This window comes from Evansella sp. AB-P1, from assembly GCF_029688925.1.
Taxonomy (GTDB): Bacteria; Bacillota; Bacilli; order Bacillales; family Salisediminibacteriaceae; genus Evansella.
Genome location: NZ_JARUKY010000006.1, coordinates 119954 through 142335, shown reverse-complemented (window position 1 = coordinate 142335; position 22382 = coordinate 119954). Strand labels below are relative to the sequence as shown.

23 protein-coding genes are annotated in these 22382 nt (G+C 36.1%); 14 read left to right on the top strand and 9 right to left on the bottom strand.

Annotated elements, in window-relative coordinates:
- Positions 1 to 65: 65 nt before the first annotated feature.
- From QA612_RS07800 to QA612_RS07785, 4 genes are all read right to left on the bottom strand, one after another.
- Positions 66 to 497 carry a cell wall hydrolase gene (locus QA612_RS07800; protein WP_278283229.1) on the bottom strand — a complete coding sequence of 144 codons (432 nt, stop codon included), beginning with the start codon at positions 495 to 497 and terminating at the stop codon, positions 66 to 68.
- 278 nt (positions 498 to 775) lie between these two features.
- Positions 776 to 1519 (bottom strand): hydrogen peroxide-dependent heme synthase, encoded by a 744-nt coding sequence (gene hemQ / locus QA612_RS07795; RefSeq protein WP_278283228.1) that lies wholly within the window; start codon positions 1517 to 1519, stop codon positions 776 to 778.
- Between the two features lie 769 nt (positions 1520 to 2288).
- Positions 2289 to 3035 (bottom strand): enoyl-CoA hydratase/isomerase family protein, encoded by a 747-nt coding sequence (locus QA612_RS07790; protein ID WP_278283227.1) that lies wholly within the window; start codon positions 3033 to 3035, stop codon positions 2289 to 2291.
- Positions 3036 to 3049: 14 nt separating this feature from the next.
- The gene (locus QA612_RS07785) at positions 3050 to 4984 is read right to left on the bottom strand and encodes an oxidoreductase (RefSeq protein ID WP_278283226.1); all 1935 of its coding nucleotides are present in this window, start codon (positions 4982 to 4984) and stop codon (positions 3050 to 3052) included.
- Positions 4985 to 5355: 371 nt separating this feature from the next.
- Here QA612_RS07785 and pta point away from each other — a divergent pair, with 371 nt between their 5' ends.
- Positions 5356 to 6333: a phosphate acetyltransferase gene (gene pta, locus QA612_RS07780; RefSeq protein WP_278283225.1), complete on the top strand. Its 978-nt coding sequence runs from the start codon at positions 5356 to 5358 to the stop codon at positions 6331 to 6333.
- Between the two features lie 61 nt (positions 6334 to 6394).
- On the opposite strand, the gene QA612_RS07775 is transcribed toward pta, so the two are convergent.
- Positions 6395 to 7669 carry an SseB family protein gene (locus tag QA612_RS07775; RefSeq protein WP_278283224.1) on the bottom strand — a complete coding sequence of 425 codons (1275 nt, stop codon included), beginning with the start codon at positions 7667 to 7669 and terminating at the stop codon, positions 6395 to 6397.
- Positions 7670 to 7934: 265 nt separating this feature from the next.
- Positions 7935 to 9302 (bottom strand): type I glutamate--ammonia ligase, encoded by a 1368-nt coding sequence (glnA, locus tag QA612_RS07770; protein ID WP_278283223.1) that lies wholly within the window; start codon positions 9300 to 9302, stop codon positions 7935 to 7937.
- Positions 9303 to 9755: 453 nt separating this feature from the next.
- Here glnA and QA612_RS07765 point away from each other — a divergent pair, with 453 nt between their 5' ends.
- The 8 genes from QA612_RS07765 to QA612_RS07730 all read left to right on the top strand — a co-directional run bounded on the left by QA612_RS07765 (position 9756) and on the right by QA612_RS07730 (position 14306).
- Positions 9756 to 10268 carry an RNA polymerase sigma factor gene (locus QA612_RS07765; protein ID WP_278283222.1) on the top strand — a complete coding sequence of 171 codons (513 nt, stop codon included), beginning with the start codon at positions 9756 to 9758 and terminating at the stop codon, positions 10266 to 10268.
- Positions 10261 to 10800: an RDD family protein gene (locus tag QA612_RS07760; RefSeq protein ID WP_278283221.1), complete on the top strand. Its 540-nt coding sequence runs from the start codon at positions 10261 to 10263 to the stop codon at positions 10798 to 10800. The genes QA612_RS07765 and QA612_RS07760 overlap by 8 nt, the downstream gene beginning before the upstream one ends.
- A 136-nt stretch (positions 10801 to 10936) precedes the next feature.
- Positions 10937 to 11353 (top strand): SRPBCC family protein, encoded by a 417-nt coding sequence (locus tag QA612_RS07755; RefSeq protein ID WP_278283220.1) that lies wholly within the window; start codon positions 10937 to 10939, stop codon positions 11351 to 11353.
- Between the two features lie 272 nt (positions 11354 to 11625).
- Complete coding sequence (locus QA612_RS07750; protein WP_278283219.1) at positions 11626 to 11934, top strand: DUF4190 domain-containing protein; 309 nt, start codon at positions 11626 to 11628, stop codon at positions 11932 to 11934.
- A gap of 483 nt (positions 11935 to 12417) precedes the next feature.
- Positions 12418 to 12600, top strand: a complete 183-nt coding sequence (locus tag QA612_RS07745; RefSeq protein ID WP_013490502.1) for a hypothetical protein — start codon at positions 12418 to 12420, stop codon at positions 12598 to 12600.
- Positions 12588 to 12878 carry a type II toxin-antitoxin system RelE/ParE family toxin gene (locus tag QA612_RS07740; protein ID WP_278283218.1) on the top strand — a complete coding sequence of 97 codons (291 nt, stop codon included), beginning with the start codon at positions 12588 to 12590 and terminating at the stop codon, positions 12876 to 12878. The genes QA612_RS07745 and QA612_RS07740 overlap by 13 nt, the downstream gene beginning before the upstream one ends.
- 527 nt (positions 12879 to 13405) lie before the next feature.
- Positions 13406 to 13576, top strand: coding sequence for a hypothetical protein (locus QA612_RS07735; protein ID WP_278283217.1), 171 nt, complete (start codon positions 13406 to 13408; stop codon positions 13574 to 13576).
- Between the two features lie 211 nt (positions 13577 to 13787).
- Positions 13788 to 14306 (top strand): hypothetical protein, encoded by a 519-nt coding sequence (locus QA612_RS07730; protein ID WP_278283216.1) that lies wholly within the window; start codon positions 13788 to 13790, stop codon positions 14304 to 14306.
- 215 nt (positions 14307 to 14521) lie between these two features.
- Here QA612_RS07730 and QA612_RS07725 read toward each other — a convergent pair whose 3' ends face one another.
- Positions 14522 to 15358, bottom strand: coding sequence for a lipoate--protein ligase family protein (locus tag QA612_RS07725; RefSeq protein WP_278283215.1), 837 nt, complete (start codon positions 15356 to 15358; stop codon positions 14522 to 14524).
- A 250-nt stretch (positions 15359 to 15608) separates the two neighbouring features.
- On the opposite strand from QA612_RS07725, the gene QA612_RS07720 reads away from it, so the two are divergent.
- From QA612_RS07720 to QA612_RS07710, 3 genes are all read left to right on the top strand, one after another.
- Positions 15609 to 15830 (top strand): YuzB family protein, encoded by a 222-nt coding sequence (locus tag QA612_RS07720; protein WP_278283214.1) that lies wholly within the window; start codon positions 15609 to 15611, stop codon positions 15828 to 15830.
- A gap of 301 nt (positions 15831 to 16131) precedes the next feature.
- Positions 16132 to 17436: an HD domain-containing protein gene (locus QA612_RS07715; protein WP_278283213.1), complete on the top strand. Its 1305-nt coding sequence runs from the start codon at positions 16132 to 16134 to the stop codon at positions 17434 to 17436.
- A 3-nt stretch (positions 17437 to 17439) separates the two neighbouring features.
- A complete protein-coding gene (locus QA612_RS07710) occupies positions 17440 to 17949 on the top strand; it encodes a YwgA family protein (RefSeq protein ID WP_278283212.1) in 510 nt (169 codons plus the stop codon).
- Between the two features lie 129 nt (positions 17950 to 18078).
- Here the strand turns inward: QA612_RS07710 and QA612_RS07705 are convergent, their stop codons facing one another.
- Positions 18079 to 18264: a 2-hydroxymuconate tautomerase gene (locus QA612_RS07705; RefSeq protein ID WP_278283211.1), complete on the bottom strand. Its 186-nt coding sequence runs from the start codon at positions 18262 to 18264 to the stop codon at positions 18079 to 18081.
- A gap of 204 nt (positions 18265 to 18468) precedes the next feature.
- On the opposite strand from QA612_RS07705, the gene QA612_RS07700 reads away from it, so the two are divergent.
- Both QA612_RS07700 and QA612_RS22485 read left to right on the top strand, forming a co-directional pair.
- Positions 18469 to 18996: a YwhD family protein gene (locus tag QA612_RS07700; RefSeq protein WP_278283210.1), complete on the top strand. Its 528-nt coding sequence runs from the start codon at positions 18469 to 18471 to the stop codon at positions 18994 to 18996.
- A gap of 561 nt (positions 18997 to 19557) precedes the next feature.
- Positions 19558 to 20037, top strand: a complete 480-nt coding sequence (locus QA612_RS22485; RefSeq protein ID WP_347568862.1) for a CBO0543 family protein — start codon at positions 19558 to 19560, stop codon at positions 20035 to 20037.
- 85 nt (positions 20038 to 20122) lie between these two features.
- Here QA612_RS22485 and QA612_RS07695 read toward each other — a convergent pair whose 3' ends face one another.
- The gene (locus QA612_RS07695) at positions 20123 to 22213 is read right to left on the bottom strand and encodes a transglycosylase domain-containing protein (protein WP_278283209.1); all 2091 of its coding nucleotides are present in this window, start codon (positions 22211 to 22213) and stop codon (positions 20123 to 20125) included.
- Positions 22214 to 22382: the final 169 nt, after the last annotated feature.

Here is a 22382-nt window from a genome sequence, read left to right as displayed (position 1 = left end):
ATATTACTTGATTAGGTTGAAAATAAATCGAAAATGTAATTAAGGTAGATGGATATATTCAAATGTTAAAAAGTAGAGTAAACGGACTGACATTCACTAGCTAACGGTGTATAAAAACAATGAAGCTTATATCGACCTGAATTCCATTGACCCCACCATTGAGCTGGACAAGAGCCTTCAGGACGGAAAAACCATAAGGCAAAATCAGCAGGATGATGACGTTCCCCTTGAATTAGTTTTCTTGCTAAACGCTTATCACGTTCTCTTGCATGCTGATAAAAGTAACTTTTTTGTACTGCTTCAAATCCACCTGGAGATTGATAAACCATTCTTTCAACATCGTTAATGTCTTCAAAATCAAGACAATCGGCCCGAACGCGGTTCACCATGACGTTACCGGCCTTCAGCATTCCTAGTTCTCCTTCACCTTCAGCCTCGGCCCTCATTAACCGAGCTAACAATTGAATGTCTTTATCACGTGCTTTTATAACACCCAATTAAACACCCCCTTTAAAGTTAATTGAAAAAGAATGGATTGTTTTTTGAGTTTAAACGTTGACAGATATTGCCTACATAAATGACATAAGTATATTTGCTGCAATCACTATTTTATGTGTATGTATACATACAGGAGCCTATGACAATTGATAAATAAAAGTATGGAAGAAAAACATAGTAAAAAACAGGTTGATCCTTTTAATAAGATCAACCTGTTCGAGCTTCCGTTTTATTTATGGGTCCTATCCCTTCAATGAAGGGTTCCGTGTGTACTACACTACACGTATAAAAATGATTTAACCTTTGAATCATCTAAGAGAGTTCCAACAAAGAAGGAGCCGAATTCTCCAAAACGAGCGCTAACTTCATCAAAGCGCATTTGGTAAACAAGCTTTTTAAATTGAAGAACATCGTGAGCAAATAAAGTAACGCCCCATTCCCAGTCATCAAAGCCAACAGATCCAGTGATGATTTGACGAACCTTACCTGCGTATTCCCGTCCGATCATCCCATGACTTCGCATCATGGTTCTACGTTCTTCCATAGAAAGCATGTACCAGTTATCATTACCTTCACGACGCTTGTCCATCGGGTAAAAACATAGGTAATGCCATTTTGGCAAAATTGGTTTTAAGCGTGCCTGGATTTCAGGGTCTGTTTCAGGATCCTTATCAGCAGGCAAGTAATTACTTAATTCTACTACTGATACGTAGGAATGAGCAGGAATAGTAAATTCAGCGAAACGAGTTTTATTAAATTCATTTTCAAGCTCATTTAATTCATCCATTGTTGGGCGTAATAGCATAATCATAAAGTCAGCTTTCTGTCCAACGATCGTATAAAGGGCATGGCTCCCTTCAAATTTTTCTTGAGTAGTATTCCACTTTTCAAGTAACCCAAGAAATTCACCCATGATTGTTTCTCGTTCTTCTGAGTCTAGTTGCTTCCAAGCTGCCCAATTCATCGACCGAAAGTCGTGGAGACAAAACCAGCCCTCTAAAGTTTTTGCTGCTTCACTCATTGATACGTCACTCCATTCATTTAAATGTTTCACTCATTTTATAAGATGATTGTTACATGTGATAAATTTCGTCTATCTTTTTTCATTATACTTGTTCAAAATTCAAAAACCAAACACCGTGCCTACATAGTGAATATCGTCACCTCTTGGCTACTGCATTTCATGAATTTGTTTCTTTGCGGTCGTCTATAATGCTTCTTGGGCTTTGCATTTCATGATTTTCCAACTTTCCGGGCTTCTATAATGCTGTTTGAGTGCCGCATTTGGATTTTTCACTGCTTTCCGGGCTTCTAGAACGTTTCTTGCCTACCGCAGTCTTGCAGTATGGGGGATGAAAATGTTTTTTCTAAAGTATACTACCTTCCCCCAATTCCAATATCATGCTGTTTGTGGAAGAATAATGGCTTGATTTATCCTGCATTTGTGATTTTTCACCGTTTGCGGGAAGAATAATGGCTTGATTTATCCTGCATTTGTGATTTTTCACCGTTTACGGGAAGAATAATGGCTTGATTCATCCTGCATTTGTGATTTACTATCATTTGCGGGAAGAATAATGGCTTGATTTATCCTGAATTTGTGATTTTTCACCGTTTGCGGGAAGAATAATGGCTTGATTCATCCTGCATTTGTGTTTTTCCACCATTTGCGGGAAGAATAGTGTCTTGATTCATCCTGCATTTGTGTTTTTCATTGTTTTCCGGGCTTCTAAAACGTTTCTTATTTTCAGGGTAGGCCTGAAAATACAGCATCCGTTTTCCAATAATGACTAGTGGCCTTTAATGAACGTTCTAATAGCTTGTTGGTGATGAGGTGATTTCCCAGACTCTCGTTGTCCAAGCACTTCCATATGGAGAACATCCTCTAACGATTGCTGAAACCCAGTTTTCATATTTTTTTTCATTAAGCTATAGGCAGGTTGAGATACATTTTTTAACGACTCAATAAAGGATGTAGGGTCACCCAGCTGATTAATTAGTCCTATCCGAAGGGCTTCCTCAGCAGTTATGGAAGAACCTAATGATAGTTCTAAGGCTTTCCCTAGACCAACTAGGCGTGGTAAAAAATATGATGCTCCAGCATCAGGTATTAATCCTATTTTTAAAAAACTGAGGGCTAGCTTCGCATCAGGATCACCTACGCGAAAATCACAAGCTAATGCAAGGCTTAACCCAGCCCCAACTGCTGTACCATTAAGATAGGCAACTGTTGGTTTTTCCATACGATCTATAAGTAGGATCAAAGGGTTATATGTTTGTTCTAAATACGTGCCATGATCAAAGCTACTCATTTGATCAAGGGGAATACTTTTCAAATCTGCACCACTAGAAAAGCTTCCATCCTTTCCAGTTAACACAATCACCTTCACTTGATCATCTTGTTCGGCAGCATGAAAAGCAGCATACAGCTCCTCATGCATGTGAAGATTTATTGCATTCTTCACTTGGGGCCGATTCATTGTTATCGTTGCTACCTCATTTGACACAGTGTACGATACCGTTTTATTACTATACATTAATTAGCTCCTTCCTATAATTCTCTCCCAACAATCGTGCCATCATATATAGCCTTTTTTGCATCTAATCCTAAAGCGTGTCGTGCTCCTCCAATGATATGGACTTTCTTTCCTATGTCTTTAAATTTTTCTGCAAGTGCTTCATTTGTTAGTTGACCAGCAGCTATGACAATCGTATCGCCTTTTATGGATTTTTCTTCACCATGATGAGTATAAAAAATCTTTTTACCATTCTCGATTTTGTTATAAGACTCGATACCCCCAGTCATTTTCACCTTTTTCTGTCGAAGCTCTAATAACGTTGTCCAACGAGTGGTCTTACCGATCCCCCTCCCAAAGGCTTTCCCACGCTGTAGCATCGTGATCGTTTCACACTCTCTTTCCTTTAAAAACAATGCTAGGTCACAGGCGATGCCCCCACCGCCAACAATGATGACATTTTTACCAACTTTCCTTGGGTTTTCAAAGGCTTGACGATAAGTGAGAATAGATGAAGAGTGAATTCCATCGATGTCAGGTATTCTTGGGACGATACCTGTTCCGATAATAATCACATCTGCATCTTGAACTAGAGGATCATCAGCACCAGATATAACCTTATTTAATAGAACCACTACGTGTAACCGGTTTAACTGAACCTTGTAATATCGAATCGTTTCATGAAATTCCCCTTTTCCAGGAATGTTCTTTGCGTAATTCAGTTGTCCTCCTAATTCAGATTGTCCGTCCACAAGGGTGACAGAGTGACCGCGTTCAGCTGCAACACGACTAGCCTCTAATCCAGCTGGACCAGCCCCAATCACTAGCACCTTTTTTTGTACCATTGTTTGTGTAAGAATTAATTCCGTTTCTCGACCAGCCTCTGGATTAACTAGGCAAGTTGCAGGTAAACCCTCAAATACATGGTCGAGGCAAGCTTGGTTACAAGCAATGCATGTATTTATTTCATTGACACGATTCTCACGGTATTTAGTTAGAATTTCTGGATCAGCTAAGAAGGGTCTAGCCATAGAAATGAGGTCAACGGTTCCCTTCTGTAACAGTTTATTAGCTTCAATTGGATCGTTAATACGATTGCTTGCTATGACAGGTATCGTTACTTCCGCCTTGATTTTTTCAGCTACATACACAAAATTCATTCTTGGAACTTTCATAGAAATAGTAGGAGTACGTGATTCATGCCAGCCAATGCCAATATTCAAAGCATCAGCACCTGCTTTTTCTAATTCCTTAGCCCACCGAAGCGTTTCAGCTTCCGGAGTGCTGCCATCAATTAAATCTAATCCCGACATACGAAATAGAATTGGGAAATCCTTTCCTACTGCTTGACGAACTGCCTTTGTAACGCGTAAGGATAAGGCAATCCTTTTTTCAAAGCATCCACCCCAAGGATCTGTCCGCTTGTTTGTGACAGGGGAGGTAAATTGATTAATAAGATAACCTTCCGATCCCATAATTTCTACGGCATCAAAACCAGCTTCTTTAGCTCTTCTAGCACCTTGGGCAAAATCAACAATTGTACGAAAAATATCCTCCTGTGTCATTTCAACAGGCTTGTCAGGGTTAATAGGGGATTGGATAGAGGAGGGGGCAACAGGGTCTACACCAGTTAACGCTTTATAGGCATAACGGCCAGCATGGAATAGTTGTAAGGCTATGGCACCACCTGCATCATGAATCTCTTTCGTCAATGGCTTCCACCGATCAACATCCGATTCCTTATAGATAGTCATGAAATCTAAACCACCACTACCTTCTTTATTAACAGCAGCACCACCAGTAACGATAAGACCTACATGATTTTTTGCTCTTCGTTTATAGAATTCTGTTAATTTATTCGTTCCATCTTCAAGACCTTCTAAGCCTACGTGCATGGACCCCATGATTACTCTAGTTCTCAACGTTAAACTATTTATGTTGAACGGTTGGAATAATGTATCACTAGCCATCTTTCTCCCCCTTTTATTGAAGATGATAAATAGTAATGATGAAAGTTATTTTTATTTTTGAAAAATAGAAGTGTGATCTTGTGATGAATGGGTAATAGAAACTATTAAGTGGATAATTAATGTAGTATATGAAGTTAAGTTTAACGAAAATGACTGACTATTCATTCATTATACTAAAAAGGCTGTTTTTTAAGCAATAATGAATTTAAATCTTACCGATATGGTTATACATCAAATGTTTGTGAAATTGTTATCATTCTGAAAATTTAAACTTTATGATTTTGACTATGATAGCATTTATTTTTTGTACTAGAAGGAGTATCCTTAGAGGTAGAAAATTCTTTGAGGAAATTATTAGGAGGGGTTTTAAAGTGTCAAATATGTTTACAGCCATCGCAGATAAGGTGAAACAAGGATATCCATCTATTGTTTTTCCAGAAGGTACGGATGAACGTATATTAGAAGCAACAGTAAGGTTAAAAAAGGAAGGGGTTTTAAATCCAATCCTTGTAGGTAACGTTGATGAGATTAAGGGATTAGCTAATACATTAAATCTAGATGTCTCAGCTTTAGATATTTTTGATCCTGAAACATATCCTGAGTTTGACGAGCTTGTTGTATCCTTTGTTGAACGACGTAAAGGAAAAGCAACAAAGGAGCAAGCGGAGAAAATTCTTAAGACACCAAACTATTTTGGTACAATGCTAGTTCATACTGGGAAAGCAGCAGGTCTTGTTAGTGGAGCTGCTCACTCTACTGGAGATACTGTTCGTCCTGCTCTTCAAATCATTAAGACAAAAGAAGGCGTGAAGAAAACATCAGGTGTATTCGTTATGGTAAAAGGTGACCAACGTTACATTTTTGGTGATTGCGCTATTAATATTGCACCAGATAGCAATGACTTAGCTGAAATTGCAATTGAAGCTGCGAAAACTGCACAAGTTTTTGATATTGATCCAAAGGTAGCAATGTTAAGTTTCTCAACAAAAGGGTCTGCAGTGAGTCCTGAAACAGAAAAAGTTGTAGAGGCAACAAAGCTAGCACAAGAAAGAGCACCAGAATTGGTCCTTGATGGGGAGTTCCAATTTGATGCTGCCTTTGTTCCATCTGTAGCACAAAAGAAAGCACCAGATTCTCCATTAAAAGGGGAAGCAAACGTATTTGTTTTTCCAAGTCTAGAAGCAGGAAACATTGGCTACAAGATTGCTCAACGTTTAGGTGAGTTCGAAGCAATTGGACCAATCCTTCAAGGGTTAAATAAACCAGTTAACGATTTATCACGTGGTTGTAACGCGGAAGATGTGTACAAGCTTGCTTTAATTACAGCAATGCAAGGTTTAACGGAATAGTTAAGTTAATGGTGATAATAAAAGCTCGTTTCTCAAAGTACTGAGATCGAGCTTTTTGTAATTATTTCATTTTAAAAATCTGGAGCCAAGCACCATGATCAGCTGATGTGTCGTTATATGTGACAATGATTTGGTTATTTTCCACTGTTACTCTATTCGCCCAAGAGGGATCGAGTACTACCTTATCAATTTCCTCTACGTTGTTTCCTTCTCCAAGTTTAAATAAGGAAACGTACGTATGATTATAATTTTCATGTCGTTCATGAAGATGCCATTCATGTACTTCATCCACTGTTGTATAGACAGAAACGAAATGCTCCTCATCTACTTGGTCGGAAGCGATATAATGAGTAACTCCTTCACTTTTGTCAAAGCCTGCTAGTGCTTGAATACCAACGCTTTTACTCTCATTCAGGTCCACCACGTTTACAACTAGTTCTCCAATTAAACCAGTATTTGGACGATTGGAGTATCTAGCTGGTCGTAAGTATTTCACCAGGAGTATATCGTCTTTATATAATGCAACATCTGTCATCCGTGGAGGCTCTCTATGATTAATCTTATCAATTTGGTTAGTAGATAGTAATTCATTTTTATTTAGGTCTAATGTAACTAAATGAAGTTGCCCTGTTGCTGCAACAGGAAGATACATAATACCGTCATCCGCAGCGTATCCATACGTTCGAATTCCTCCTGTGTGGAAGGGAATATCGTCAAGTCTTTCTGATGAGTAGTTGTTTAAATCGATTTCAAACCATCTAATTCTAGCTTGATTTGCGCGATCGGGTATAAAGACATTTAATGTATGGTTATTTTCGTTTACGGTTGAAATGGGGTTAAGTACACCTGATGACCCATCAGAAAAAGAAAGTAGTTCCTGAAACTCCTGAGATTGTATATCAAACTCATCTACGTAAACCTTTCTGTTGTTTTCATCTGTTCTATCCACATATTGTACATATAACTTTTCATCAGCAGGATGCTTTGTAATACTAAACATACCTATAATCTTGTCTCTAACATGTTCTAGTTCTACCATTTCACTTTCATCTGTCTGTAAATTGCGTACATAAATAAACAGACCGCTACCATTTCCAGTAGCAGGATCGATATATTTAGAATAGACATGATAGGCAATATCATATTTTACAACCATGGAACGAGAAGCGGTAAAGTCTTCTTCGACTTGCTCCTTAAGAACCTCTTCTAATGTATCTGGTGAAAAAGCTTCCAAACTTTTTTCATAATTCACTTCATTATAATCTTGATTTTGGCAGCCGATAATGAAAAGTGATAGGAAGGCTACTACGAATAACTTCCAGGTATTCAAGTGCATCATTAATTCCTCCTTTTTGTACATAATTTGAAAGCGCATTCAAGGAAGTTCATCTAGAGATCTATAAAACGTTGATAGTGTGGCGAATTGTGGATAGTATCTTTTCTCTATCATATACAAGGTTCGTCGGATTTTAAATAAAGAATTGGTAAACAATCGTAAAAACGTAAAAAGGAAGACGCGTAACGTTCATCGTTACGTGTCTTCATATAGAGTGACGAAATATTCATAATTAGCTAAGATGTGTAACATTAATACTCATCTATTAGAACTTTGTGTGGTATTTTTCTAACTCCCAACCATGAACGGTTGTACGGAAGCTGTCTAATTCCTCCTTCTTTGCTTCTACATATTCATCGAATACGTGGTCACCAAAAGTTTTTCTACCAATTTCCCCTTCTTCAAACTCACCTACAGCAAACTCTAAGCTTGTTGGTAAATTATCAATTTCCTTAAGGAATAACTCTTCTGCTGTCATACTGAAAATATCTTCATCAAATGAATCCGGTGCTTCTAATTCTTTTTCCACACCATCTAAACCTGCTGAAGCAATGATTGCAAATGCTAGATAAGGATTAGCAGATGGGTCTGGACAACGGATTTCAACACGTGTTCCTGGTCCACGCATAGCTGGAATTCGAATGAGTGCAGAACGATTGGATGCAGACCATGCAATATAACATGGAGCTTCATAGCCAGGTACTAAACGCTTATAGGAGTTTACTAGTGGGTTAGTAACTGCTACGAAATGTTTAACATTAGAAAGTAAACCAGCGATAAAGCTATATGCTGTTGCGGAAAGCCCATTTTTATCCCCTGTATCATAAAAGGCATTTTCTTTTTTGTTTAAATCATAGAGAGAGATGTTTGTATGCATTCCGTTTCCATTCTCACCAGCAATTGGTTTTGGCATAAACGTAGCGTGCAAACCGAATTTTTTCGCTACCGTTTTAACAACCCACTTGTACGTTACAGCATTATCGGCAGTTGTTAAAATATCATCATATTTGAAATTAATTTCGTGCTGACCTCGTGCTACCTCATGGTGAGATGCTTCAATAGTGAAGCCCATTGCCTTTAATGCACGATAAATTTCTAATCGAACTTTCTCTCCGTTATCGTGTGGAGATGGTTCAAAATAACCTGCGAAATCTTGCGTTTCCTGTGTAGGACGACCAGTTTCATCTGTTTCAAATAAGAAGAACTCTAGCTCAGGACCAACATTGATGGCATATCCCTTGTCAGCTGCTCTTTCAACGGTTCTTTTAAGTACGTTTCTAGGATCGCCTTCAAAGTCCGTTCCGTCTGGATTTTTAACACTGCATATGAAACGAGCTTCTGAGTACCCTTCTTCCACTGACCAAGGTAAAACCGCAAAGCTGCTTAAGTCAGGCTGTAAATATAAATCTGATTTGTTGATTGGTGAAAAACCTTTTATAGAAGATCCATCAAACATGATTTTACCTTCTACAACTGATTCTAATTGTTCCGATGTTACCGTTACGTGTTTAAGAATTCCTTCAATGTCTACGAATTGTAAGTGTAGAAGCTCCACGTTCTTTTGTTTTATTACTTCTTCAATTGCTGCAACACTCGTTGCGTTTTCTACCGTATTATTCGTCACTATTGCCATAATAAACACATCCCTTTTCGTGTAATGATAGTTAACATCACTTGTTATGTTTTAAATAGTAAAACATTTCTGAATTCATGTAATGAAATTCGTTAGAAAATCTGACACACTAATTTTTTGTGATAAAACCACGGGAATCCAAAACATTTGATATGATAAGGATGGAAGCGTTTTCCGGGGGAAAAGAAAAAATTATAAATTTAGAAGAGAAAATCGTTTTTCTTTATCAAATAAATGAATTTCATAAGTAAAGAATGATTGTTGAAAATGTCGAACATAATTTTTCGATTGGAGTGGAAGGCGTTACTATAACGACGAGCATATGCTTAAGCTGTTACAACGTTTAATAGTGAATTATAAAGTTGATTCAAATTAAAAAAATAGATTTATTTTGAAAGAAATAAATAGAAATTTCGTCTATAACTATAAGAGTAATAATCGAAGGAGGGGGACATGGAAAAGAATAAAATAATAACGGAGTGGTTCCGATTATACAGTGATGATGTTTATCGTTATTTCCTGTTCCAAACGAACTGGAAAAATGCAGAGGACCTCGTACAAGAGGTTTTTATAAAAGCATTACATTCTTATGATGTATTTAAAGAAGATGCTTCCCCAAAAACATGGCTACTAAGAATAGCGAGAAATATAGCTATAGATGAACATAGAAAGACCAAAAGAAAAAAGCAGCTCTTAACGATACCCTTTGATTCAAAATTTGAACCGAAAATACATAGTACTCCAGATGAAATCCTTCAATTAAATGAAGAGAAAAAAGAGTTATATGAAGGTATTCTTTCTCTCAAGCCTAAATATCGAGATGTATTGATTTTAAGGGGAGTACAAGAATTATCTGTAAAGGAAACCGCTGATGTACTCAAGTGGAAGGAGGATAGGGTTCATCTAACCTATCATCGGGCAAAAAAGAAGCTAAAGGAGAATTTAGGGGGGGAATTACATGAATAAGGATAATGTTGACGATAGGCTCAGGTCCTTTCATAAACCTGAAATGGACTCCGAAAAAAAAGAGAACATCGAAAACTATTTAAAACTAAAGAAGCTATCTAGATCGCCAGCAAGTATAGCTATGCGATTTTGGGCATACATCATTGACATATCAATTTTAATTGGCTCAGGTCTAATATTTGATCATATATTTACGGACAATTCTATTGTAGATATTCATACTAGTTCAGCACTTTTGCCTACATATCTAATGATTGTAGGAAACTTATATTTCGCCGTTTTACACACCTTTTGGCATGGATATACGATAGGGAAAAGAATTGTAGGAATACGTGTTGCAAATATGGATAAAACGAAGTTAAAGTTTTTCTGGATGCTTCTAAGGTCAATTATTCTCGAAATACCATTTTTAATGATCATAAGTGCCTATATTGCTTCGAAAAGAGAAGATATACGTGGAATTCACGATCTTGCAGTTTCTACCTATGTAACGAATAATACACCAGAAGAAGATGGGTTAAAAAATGAATGACTATTTTCGTAGAATGATGGACATTAACACGTAACAAAGGTATAAATTAAGGGTACAAAACGTATGGGGTTAGCATTACTTTTTATACTAAATATGATATAAATTATATATTAGTTATTAATGAAGGAGATGTAGTATGGAGAATTTAACAGATATTAAACATACAGTAACATTAGAAGCTCCAATACAAAAGGTGTGGGATACGGTTTCAACTGCAGAAGGTATTGGATCATGGTTCATGCCAAACGATATTAAGCCAGTAGTAGGACACGAGTTTCATTTGCAATCGCCATTTGGTCCATCACCATGCAAAGTGTTGGAGGTTACTGAAGAAAAGGAGCTTTCTTTTTCATGGGATACAGATGGATGGGTAGTTACATTTGAATTACAGGACTTAGGGGAAAAAACAGCGTTTACTCTCGTTCACGGTGGTTGGAAATCAGCTGATACCGTTTTACCTAAAGCAAACGCAAAAGCCTCTGAAGTTCGAGACAGAATGGATCACGGCTGGATTGATATCATCACAGAACTAAAAAAGTCTGTAGAAGCCTAGTGACTATTAATAGCTAATCAATGCTAATATTAAAGTAAGTTTTATTCTAAAACCGCAAAAGGTGATTAACTATAAGACAGAGAAGAGACTCCGTTCTATATGAATGGAGTCTTTTCTTTTTTATATTCCTGCAAAACACTTTACATGTTTTTGGTAATTAATGATACACTTTATTTAGATTATTTTGGTGACGGATTTATATATGTTAGTCATTCAAATAGTTTAGAGTTAGCATAAATGATGATGTAATTAGAAAAGAATGAGGTGAACTAATGACTCAGGAAATGAGTGATTCAAACCGAATAAACCATAATAATGGTATAACAAATACGAAAGCAACCATTTCACTTATTCTAGGAATCTTATCAATCTTGTTTGTGATTTTATGGTTTGTAGGAATTATTCTTGCGATTATAGGGCTTGTACTTGGAGTAATTGCGTTACAGGAAATTAAACAGACTAATCAACCAGGAAAAAAACTAGCAGTAGGTGGGATCATATGTAGTATTGCTGGTATTGTACTACCGTTCTTTTTTGTAGTGTTAGCTTATTGGGTTTTTATGACACCTACAGTTTATTAACAAATAGCATCTGCAGATAAGTAGTTACGTTTAGAGGGAGAGAACTAAAAAACATACAGTAATAACGAGACCCTTTCACATAGTGAATTTGTCTCGTTTTTCACACTAAAAAAGCATATAAATGAGTCATGTTTGCTCCGTTCATATTCTGCTCATTTCGGAAGGTTAATGGAAAATTTTGTGTTGTAATTTAATAGCAAAGACTTTGATTGTGAATAAATACACTTAAACGATCGGGGAGTTTTGGTACTTAGCCGTAATTAGTATAAAAGAAATTCCTAAATTTCCGTAAGTAAATAGTAGAAGTAAGACAACATTGTGAAACAATGTACTTACGCTAACGAGGGAGGGCGATAGCAGAACAAGGTTTTGCTGCTATTATTTTTGTATAGATGGAATTTTGGTATTTATACACAACTTCTTGTTTGGTGATAATTGCTTCTAATTGGTTTATAATGATTATATTGGAAAGGAGAGATTGCTATGAGCACTAAAGAGGAAGTAATAAAATTAATAAAAGATTTACCAGAAAATGTGACTCTTGAGGATATAATCAAGGAACTTTATGTTAGAAAGAAAATCGAAAAAGGAATACAAGAACTCAATAATGGAAAAGTCGTTTCCCATAATGAAGTTAAGGAGAAATTAGGGAAATGGTTGAATTAGTTTGGGCGAAATCTGCAGTTAAAGACCTAGAAGGGATATGTAATTATATAGCTCAAGACTCGGAGGAATATGCCAATATTTTTGCTAGTAGAGTTATTGACACAATCGAAACAATTGCAATATTTCCTTCATCTGGTAGGGTAGTTCCTGAATTAAACAATGATATGATAAGAGAGATGGTTTTAACCAATTATAGAATTATATATAGAATCAACAATGAAAAAATGGAGATAGTTCGCATTATTCACAACGCTAAACAATTAAAAAAGTTAGAGTAAAATACATCATGGCTTGTATGACGCTATGATGTATTTTTTTAATCAGATTGTGAAGTAATATACTTACACTAACGGGAAAGCGTTAGTTGAAGATGGAATAATTACAAAATAATCCTAAAGAACCGACTACTCTTGTGTAGTTGGTTTTTTTACATGTATCTTTATTGGTTGCATTATTTCCACCTGATTCAACACCATTTTAGATAGGTTAATAGCAGCTACTTTAGCATACCAAATAATTATTGAATAATGAGAATTAGTCTGTTGTTTTTTTTGTACGATAGTTCGGGGGCCAATTAGAGACTAAATTAAGGGAAATCCTTGTTATATCGTTAAAAATCACTAGTCCAATTAGCTATCTATTGGGACTAGTAATGACGGTTCTATTTGTATCTTTCTCCTCACGAACGAACTACTTATCTTTAGTGAATGGGTCTCTTTTTTTATTCTAAACCTCCAACTCCCTTTACACAAATAATGGGTTATTATGGTTAATTATGGTATTATTTGAAAAGGAGGGGATTATTATGCACAATGAAATAATATTAATAGTTGTTCTTTTGTTTATGTTAGCTGGTATTCTTGGTACTGTTTTACTAATTGTCTTTTATTTCAAAAGCAGTTATAGAAAAAAAGATATAAAAATCTTAGAACTACAGAAAGAAATTGAGGAACTAAAAAGGAAAGAAACAAAATAAAATAGTATTCAAAATTTAAAACAATAATTTAATAAATCTAGTTGATGAGTTCGAGGTAATAGATAAAAAAATTAACGATTTTATTTCTAGTCTTTGGGAGGAATATGAAGATGATATAGAAATCCTATTATAGAAAGTGATAGTTGATTTAACTGTTGCAATGGCGAAACAGGTATAGATTTTCAAGTACTAGTGCTAAGGGGGGATATCTTTGAAGATTAATAAAGTAGTCATTCTATCTATATTACTAATTGCATCACTTGCTGTTAACTATTTTCTATATAAAGAGAATAGTAGTTTTAAAGCTGGGCATGGTGCGGAGTATCAATTAGCAGTACGTTCAGCCATTCATGAGTTAGATGAGGATTCTTTTAACATTATTGTTGAGGAATTAAAAACGGGAAATCAACGGCCATATGAAAGATGGAAAAAGGATATAGGCTTTATAAACTCAAACTTACGAAAATCAGGTAATATCCACTTTAATCTATTGGGAGACCAACTTAACCACATTTCATATCAAGTGGGAGAGCTGACTGATGGAAACAATGATCTTGAAAAGGAAGAAGAGTTGATTAGGGAACAAGTTTTGTTTTTTTACGGAGTACTTAGCGAAGTGGAAGAGGATTTAGAGGAAGACCTGATGAGATGGTATAGAGAAATCTCAAATGACAATTCAAACACCTCAAAGTATGTGGAGGAGCAACTTAAAACAGTGATTAATTATTAAGTTATTTCATAGTTACAGAATTTTTCGAACGAGAAATCCCATCTCCTATAGAAGTGGGTGGTTGTTTAAGAAAATGTATTTTATTCTGCCATACCACGGAACTACTTAAGATGAATATGGCAGGATGGCACTGCTGCTCATAGGACTTAAAATTTCTTTAAGTGTAATTGAACTTAGATGAGAAAAATCAACAATGAAGACCAACAGCGCAATTTTTAAGAAATAATAAATTTTTCATTTCGCTTAACCATTTTTGCTAAATTATCCTCGTATAGCATCCAATCCTCATCAGAAAGGGCATACGTATCTAAATGGTCACTTCTTGAAGCTAAAGTATTAAGAAGAGAATGGACCAATCCTTGAACCGTGAACTCCGTTGTGCTTATTTCATTCAAAGAAGCCATTCTTTCAGGTACAATTCGAGGGTACACGAACTTTGTTTCAGCCCCTTGAATGGCACTATCATAAAAGTATTTGATAAGCCGTGCTCGATCTGCTCCACTGTCCTTTACAGCTAAGTAGATTTGAACAGCAACCCCACCACGAATACGACGTTGTGAAATGCCAGCAAACTTTTTCCCATTTACACTTAAATCATATCGACCAGGACAATAGGATTCCTTAATTTCCCCGTCAACTACCTGTGAACCAAGCTTACCTAATAGTAATCGAGTTAAGTAAACCATTAACTCATAACCACGATCAATGGACAACCCTTTATTATCCTGAAATATAAGGGAGATATTTAAGACATGTTCATCTAAAACGACAGCAAGACCGCCAGAATTACGAACAATCACATCGTAGCTAGATCGATTTAAAAATGATATACCATCCTCTATATGGGGCAAACGATGGTCCTGTATTCCTAAGACGACAGTTTTGCTATGAACCCAAGTACGGGCAATTCCCCAGTCTGGTTCAGAGCTAATTCTTCGACATAACGTATCATCTATAGCAAATGATTGCATGGGATTCATTCCTAAACCAGTTACAGATTGATCGAGTATGAACCAGTTTTTTCGGAATAATGGTGAATGTTCATCCTTCATTGTGAAGCTCCTTTATATAAAACAATTAATTATTATTTTTTCCTCAAATAATAGTGAAATGTGATTTCAAAATAGTAATATTAATGATTATAGTACTTAAGTTTCTACTATTAGCTATACGAGTATACCATACATGAAAGAAAATTGGACAACCTTACCGTTGCATTATATACTACAGACGTTGTAAAATACTCGTTAGTGAAAACTTTCAAACCGCCTTAACAACGAGGCTTAGAAGGATGTGGTAGAGATGGCAAATAAATTTCAAATATGTGATGAATGCCAGGCCACAAATATTAAAACATTAGTCCCAGCATTAAAGAAGCTAGATCCAGATGCAAAAATATATATTGGATGTCAGTCATACTGCGGACCTGGTCGAAAAAAGGCATTTGCTTTTGTAAACGATCGTCCATTATCAGCACCTGATGAAAAGCAGCTTCTTGAAAAAGTACAAAAGAAAATGAAATAATGTGGCCATATAGATGAAGGTGAGTAAAGTAATGATACTACTTAAAAACCGAATAAACAGAAAGCTACTTCTTAACTTCATGTAGGAGTAGCTTTTTATTTTTGCCCCTGAAAAAGCATTTAAATTTAAAGTCATATGAGTAGTTTAAAAAGACCTTCATATAATAGAAGAAACAAACATTTTTTGTCAAAAGATGTCTTTTTTTCTCCTGATTATTTAGTATAATAAAAACAAAGACAATACATGTTTACCTGTTAAAAACAGAAATCTAAAATTCCTTCATGAATGAAAGGAGTCCCCTATGACTCGGCGATTCGGAACCCTAGAAGAGGAAAAAGTATTTAAAGACCCAGTCCATCGATACATACATGTACGTGATGAATTAATATGGGAGCTCATTGGAACAAAGGAGTTTCAACGACTTCGACGAATCCGTCAGCTTGGAACAACCTTTCTTACTTTTCATGGAGCTGAACACACTAGATTTAACCATTCCCTAGGTGTATATGAAATTATGCGTCGAATGGTTGAAAATATGGAGGAAAGGGAAAATTGGGATCCAGAGGAAAGGTTAGTATGCCTTTCAGCAGCACTCCTTCATGATATTGGTCATGGTCCCTTTTCTCATTCCTTTGAAAAGGTTTTTCACACAGACCATGAAGAATGGACTCGTGAGATCATTTTAGGTGATACGGAGATAAAGAATGTACTGTTGGTAATGGGGGAAGATTTTCCAAAAAAAGTGGCTGATGTCATTGCAAAAACGTATGAAAACAAGCTAGTAGTTAGTCTCATTTCAAGTCAAATTGACGCAGATCGTATGGATTATTTACTTCGAGATGCCTTTTATACAGGAGTGAGCTACGGACAATTTGATATGGAACGGATTTTGAGAGTGATGCGACCTAAGGAAGACCAAGCAGTATTTAAGCACAGCGGCATGCACGCAGTGGAAGACTACATTATGAGTCGCTATCAAATGTATTGGCAAGTTTATTTTCACCCAGTAACGAGAAGTGCAGAAGTTATATTAAGTAAAATTTTGCATCGAGCAAAGCACCTTTATAGTAATAAATATAAGTTTAAAGACAAACCAAAACACTTTTATTCATTGTTCTCCGGAAAAATTACCCTTGAAGACTACTTAAAGCTAGATGAATCTGTCATCCTGTACTATTTTCAAGAATGGCAGAATGAGGATGATCCCATCTTAAAGGATTTATGTGAACGATTCATGAGTCGACGTTTATTCAAATATGTAGAATGTGATCCAAGTATTCAGATGAAGGTATGGCCAGAGCTAATTGAACTATTTATAAAAATTGGACTAGATCCTAACTATTATCTCGTTATTGATTCTTCATCAGATCTGCCTTACGATTTTTACCGACCAGGGGAAGAGGAAGAACGCTTACCGATTCACCTCCTCATGCCAAATGGAGATCTACGTGAATTGTCTAGAGAATCTGACGTGGTGGAAGCAATCTCTGGTAAAAAAAGAACAGACCATAAGCTATATTTTGCGAAAGATATATTAGAGGATCAATCAACATTTCCGAAAGAGAAACAACGTATTTTATCATTACTCATTGCACAGGAGGGGTAACCATTGCTACAGGAGCATTGCAAGCTATTAGCTGTATTAAAGCAAACAGGGGAAGTCGTAGGTAGAAAGAAGTTACAAAAGCTCATTTATATAGCAAAAAAATTAGAGTTTCCTTTTTTTGAGAAATATCAATTTCATATATATGGACCGTATTCAGAGGAATTAAACTTAAGAATGGAAGAAATGTGTCACTTAACATTTGTGGAAGAAGTAAAAGAAAAAAAGGCTGGCTATTATCAATATCGTTACACACTGTCTCAAAAGGGCAGTGAATTCCTTAATCTATCAAACTATGAATTACCCAATACGAAAGAATTATTAAATGACATAAACGATCAATCTTCAAAGTTTCTTGAACTAGTGTCCACTGTATTGTACTTTGAAGATTTAACGAGGAATGAAGTAGAGGAAAAGGTTTTTACCTTGAAAGCAAAGCAAAATTATACAAAGGAAGACGTATCAGAAGCATACCGCTATATTGAAAAACTTAGAAGTGCACTTATCACACAATAAATCTGCTTAAAATTAATTGAATCACTATATAACATTCGAAAAGAAAGACGGACAAAAATAAAATTGTCAGTCTTTCTTTTTGAATGCACATCTTTATTTGGTGTAGTGTCCTATGATTATTTCGTGTTCTTAAACGTCGCTGATTCGTTTACCTGCTACACCATAATGGCTAGGAGACATTTCTTCAATAATAACAGCTACCTTTTCCTTTGGAGCATTCGTTGTTTCAGAAACTGCAGCCGTTACTTTTTCAACTAATGCTTTTTTTTGCTCATCGGAACGACCTTCTAGTAATTTAACTGTGACAATTGGCATAAAGTTAAGTCCACCTTTCATAATATCAATTATAATTGTTCATACATAATAACACCTTTTACATTTATATTATTCCACAAGTTTCACCTTTTTCCTGCAAAAATTAATGAAAGAGGCAGAACGTAGTTTCCAATATGTGCATCGTAAAAAAGAAATGTGATAAACTGAGAAGAAGTGAAGTTGAATGAAAGAGAGGGATAGATAGTGGACTTATTTGATAAGAAAAAGGATGAGAAAAAGCGAGGACAAGGCTTTAATATTTTGAGCTCCGATTCTACAGACGGTCATGGAGGATACGGTGCTGGTGTTTTAAATTTAAATAATGTTTCTCCCGTATTTGTTGATGTGGAAGCAGGGGAAGCGTATGTAGATATGGGTGCTTTACACGCTAGGAGTGCGGTGGAAAAAGGAATCAAATTTCTTCATAACAAAGAGGAAGTTCCAAATGGAAGACCGTACTGGCTCGTTTGGGTAACAGTAGATCAGAAAAATGGAGGACCAGCTTATACAGGCGTTGGTGCATGTGAAATGACGGTAGATCGTGAAATTCGTCGGGGATATAAAAACTTCCCGGAGCATGTGAACAATATGGATAGATCATTAAAAGGAAGAATTCTTGTTTCTCAAATGGATGATCGTTCAAAAGAAATTCTTACGGATTATTTAAAGAACTTTGATGAGGATATGTGGAATCGTTCTGATGATCAATTAAAAGAAGATTTGTCCGTCTAATGTACCTTTATAAGTGGTGAGTTATTTCTTACTACATGGCTAAAGGGGTTTGGAATTTTGAACTATTTGTGAACGAATTGTGAACAACGCGTTAACACCTTGCAAATAGTTTTTTCCCGTCGTAAACTAAATTTGACTCATAAAAAAGGAATACTAAGACAAAAAGAATGCGGAGGAGAACTATTTCCTTCGCGTTCTTTTTTTATTGTTTAGGAAATTTTATAATTTCCTAGTATGGATAACTTGTCAAAACAGCGGCAAGCTCCAGGTGCCATCTGCTTCTCGATAAACTCGTGCGCAAAGGTGCGAATCGGTATAGTGAAAGTAGAAGATTCGCAAAAGACCGCAAGCTTGCCTATAGAATTGGAAAACTCATACAGTGGAGAAATTTGCTCATAGAACAACATATTAGGATCATAGAAAGTCTAAAAATGCTCATTGAACCTATATGTAAGCTCAAAGACGAGATTCTTCCTCTCCGACTTCCTTCTTTTCCAGTATAGAAAACCTGTTTTTGTCCACTATAACAAATAGAATAAAAGTGGAAGTGAGGGAGACATCGTGCGGTTAGTAAGATATAAAAAGGAAAAGAAAATTTTAGCCTTATCATGGATTGTTACATGTATATTACTCCTAGTCTTTATTCCACGGAAAAAAATAAGAGAAGCACACCTTTCATTTCTTTTTAAACAGATTATTACGTGGATATTTGGTCTTATTGTCGTTGAAAAAGGACTAATAAAATATCCCGTACGGATTTTTAAAAAGGCAAATAAGGCAAGCTTCACATTTGAATACTTTGTCTATCCCGCCTTGTGTGCTATTTTTAATGTCAATTATCCAGAAAAACGCAACAGTTTTATAAAATGCTTGTATTACTTATTTCACACAGGTCTTATTGTTGTGTTTGAAATTTATGCAGTGAAGTATACAAATCTTATTAAGTATCCAAAATGGCGTTGGTACTGGAGCTTTATAACAATTTGGGTCACGTACTATGTATCACGTTTATATTATCGATGGTATTTTCAAAAAGCGTAAAACGAAAAAGCTTGGGTACAGCCGCATGAACCCAAGCTTTCATAATTTGTAGATGAGATCTTCCACCTGGTAAATGCAAATTCCTTTAGTTAATCCAATCAAGGAAACGATCTAACCATTTTTCTCGTTTTTCCTCTTCCTTTTTCTGATGTTTGTCAAAAACTCTATCCTCTTCTTTTTCATCATCTTCTATATGCACCGTACAATATTCCGTTGGTTCTGTTCCAGCATAAAAATATGTGGGACGGCTCACAGGACAATCCTCTGTTGCCAGTAGACCAGTGATTGGGTTAATTTCTATTTCTACCACGTTATCTGTTTTTTCAAAAGGAAGCTTCATTTCATCTTGTAAGGCCTCTTGCATAAACCTTGCCCAAATAGCCTTAGGGTGATTAGCATCTCCAGGTTCTAGGTCTTTTCCTCTGTCGTATCCTACCCAAACACCTGTAATAAGCTGAGGTGTGTAGCCAATCATCCAACTATTCTTCTCATTTGATCCACTTTTTCCAGCAATTGGTCGATCGAAATATTGCGATATACTATCTCCTGTAACATACGCATAACTAGGATCACTCATTTCCGGTTCAAACATTCCCTGCATCATATTGTTCATAACAGAAATGAGGTCAGGATTAAAACGTTTCTCTTGAGTAGGCTCAGCTTCGTACAATATATTCCCATCACGATCCACTACTTTTTCTACAAAGTGAGGCTTAACTCGATAACCTCCATTTGCAAAAGCATTATAGCTATTTGTCATTTCCAAAATGCCAACATCGCTAGCACCAAGTGCTAAGGAGGGAAGGAGTTCTAGCTCACTTTCAATACCAAATCGATGTGCAGTGTGTTTTAATGTTTCAAACCCTAATAAAAAATGTGTTTTTACAGCAAAAATATTATCTGAAACTGCTAATGCATGAAGCATCGTAATGTAATCATCAGCATAACGATGATTGAAGTTACCAGGATCGTACTCTCCTCTTCCTTCATCAAATAGAAAAATTGTTTCCTCACTTTTTAGCATAGAATTTGGTCTTAAACCATTTTCCAATGCAGCGTAATATAAAAATGGCTTAAAGGTTGAACCAGGATGCCTTTTAGCTTGTGTGGCACGATTAAACTCACTTTCTTCATAATCTCTTCCACCAATTAGGGCTCGTACTTTTCCATTTTGTGGATCTTGTGCAACAAGAGCAGTCTGTAGCTCTCCTTCCTCACCTAGCTTTTCGCTGACCCACTTTTCAGCCATTTTTTGTAAGTCACTATCTAAAGTTGTATGTATTTCTAAGCCACCTGATTCTAGGAGTGCAGGGTCTAAACTAAAGTCATTTGTCAACCACTTCATTACTTCGTCCTGAAAATAAGGAGCAATTTTTTTCGCTTTAATATCATCATTTGTAGGGAAGGTTAAAGGTTCTGACGCAAGACTTTCCATTTGTGACTGTGAAATAAAGCCTGACTCTGCCATAGAGTAGAGTACTATCTCTTGCCTTTCTTTTGCTCGATCTTCATTGATAAAGGGAGAATAAATACTTGGTCCTTTAGGAATTCCAGCTAGTAAAGCAGCTTCTGCTATTGTTAAATCCTCAGCGTTTTTTTGGAAATAAAGGTTTGCAGCAGCCTCAATTCCATATGCGCCGTGTCCATAATAAATAGTATTTAAATACCCTTCTAAAATCTCATTTTTGGGATAGTGAAGCTCAAGACGTAGCGCATAAAATGCTTCATTCCATTTCCTTGACCATGTTTTATCATGGCTTAAGTATAAATTTCGTGCATATTGCTGAGTTATCGTACTAGCTCCTTGAGCCATTGAGCTTGTTCTCAAATTAGTTACTACGGCACCACCGATCCTAAAAAAATCAAAGCCGTAATGATCATAAAAGCGCCGATCCTCAATAGCTAATGTGGCTTCAATAATAGCGTCACCCATATGCTCCAAAGGAATCCAGTGCCGATTTTGACCGTAATGCATCTCTCCAATGACATCATCGTTGGAGGAATAAATGACGGTGGTCTCTGGCACAGATAATGTAGGAGCCTCCATTTGGTAAGCGTATGTCACTACTGCTGCAGCTACACCTAGACCAAGGGCAATGAAGAGTATGGAATATTGAAATAGTCTTCTCCAAAGACGTTTTTTCTTTCTGTACTGCGTTCTAGTTAAAACTTCCACTACTTTTCACCCTCTCAATTCCCGGGATTTATTACCACAGTTTTCCACAAATAGTAGGGCTATATACTATGGGGAGTGAAAAGATTTTTGTAGAAAAATGAATGGGTATACCTATCCATGTTACTGGGGATAAAATAGCTATATTTTGATGAAGATAAAGTGTAGTGAA

What these genes read in the sequence shown, in the direction of transcription:
- hemQ (WP_278283228.1), bottom strand. Translation starts at nt 1,519, where the DNA reads ATGAGTGAAGCAGCAAAAACTTTAGAGGGCTGGTTTTGTCTCCACGAC.
- QA612_RS07790 (WP_278283227.1), bottom strand. Translation starts at nt 3,035, where the DNA reads ATGTATAGTAATAAAACGGTATCGTACACTGTGTCAAATGAGGTAGCA.
- QA612_RS07785 (WP_278283226.1), bottom strand. Translation starts at nt 4,984, where the DNA reads ATGGCTAGTGATACATTATTCCAACCGTTCAACATAAATAGTTTAACG.
- QA612_RS07775 (WP_278283224.1), bottom strand. Translation starts at nt 7,669, where the DNA reads ATGCACTTGAATACCTGGAAGTTATTCGTAGTAGCCTTCCTATCACTT.
- glnA (WP_278283223.1), bottom strand. Translation starts at nt 9,302, where the DNA reads ATGGCAATAGTGACGAATAATACGGTAGAAAACGCAACGAGTGTTGCA.
- QA612_RS07765 (WP_278283222.1), top strand. Translation starts at nt 9,756, where the DNA reads ATGGAAAAGAATAAAATAATAACGGAGTGGTTCCGATTATACAGTGAT.
- QA612_RS07760 (WP_278283221.1), top strand. Translation starts at nt 10,261, where the DNA reads ATGAATAAGGATAATGTTGACGATAGGCTCAGGTCCTTTCATAAACCT.
- QA612_RS07755 (WP_278283220.1), top strand. Translation starts at nt 10,937, where the DNA reads ATGGAGAATTTAACAGATATTAAACATACAGTAACATTAGAAGCTCCA.
- QA612_RS07750 (WP_278283219.1), top strand. Translation starts at nt 11,626, where the DNA reads ATGACTCAGGAAATGAGTGATTCAAACCGAATAAACCATAATAATGGT.
- QA612_RS07745 (WP_013490502.1), top strand. Translation starts at nt 12,418, where the DNA reads ATGAGCACTAAAGAGGAAGTAATAAAATTAATAAAAGATTTACCAGAA.
- QA612_RS07740 (WP_278283218.1), top strand. Translation starts at nt 12,588, where the DNA reads ATGGTTGAATTAGTTTGGGCGAAATCTGCAGTTAAAGACCTAGAAGGG.
- QA612_RS07735 (WP_278283217.1), top strand. Translation starts at nt 13,406, where the DNA reads ATGCACAATGAAATAATATTAATAGTTGTTCTTTTGTTTATGTTAGCT.
- QA612_RS07725 (WP_278283215.1), bottom strand. Translation starts at nt 15,358, where the DNA reads ATGAAGGATGAACATTCACCATTATTCCGAAAAAACTGGTTCATACTC.
- QA612_RS07720 (WP_278283214.1), top strand. Translation starts at nt 15,609, where the DNA reads ATGGCAAATAAATTTCAAATATGTGATGAATGCCAGGCCACAAATATT.
- QA612_RS07715 (WP_278283213.1), top strand. Translation starts at nt 16,132, where the DNA reads ATGACTCGGCGATTCGGAACCCTAGAAGAGGAAAAAGTATTTAAAGAC.
- QA612_RS07705 (WP_278283211.1), bottom strand. Translation starts at nt 18,264, where the DNA reads ATGCCAATTGTCACAGTTAAATTACTAGAAGGTCGTTCCGATGAGCAA.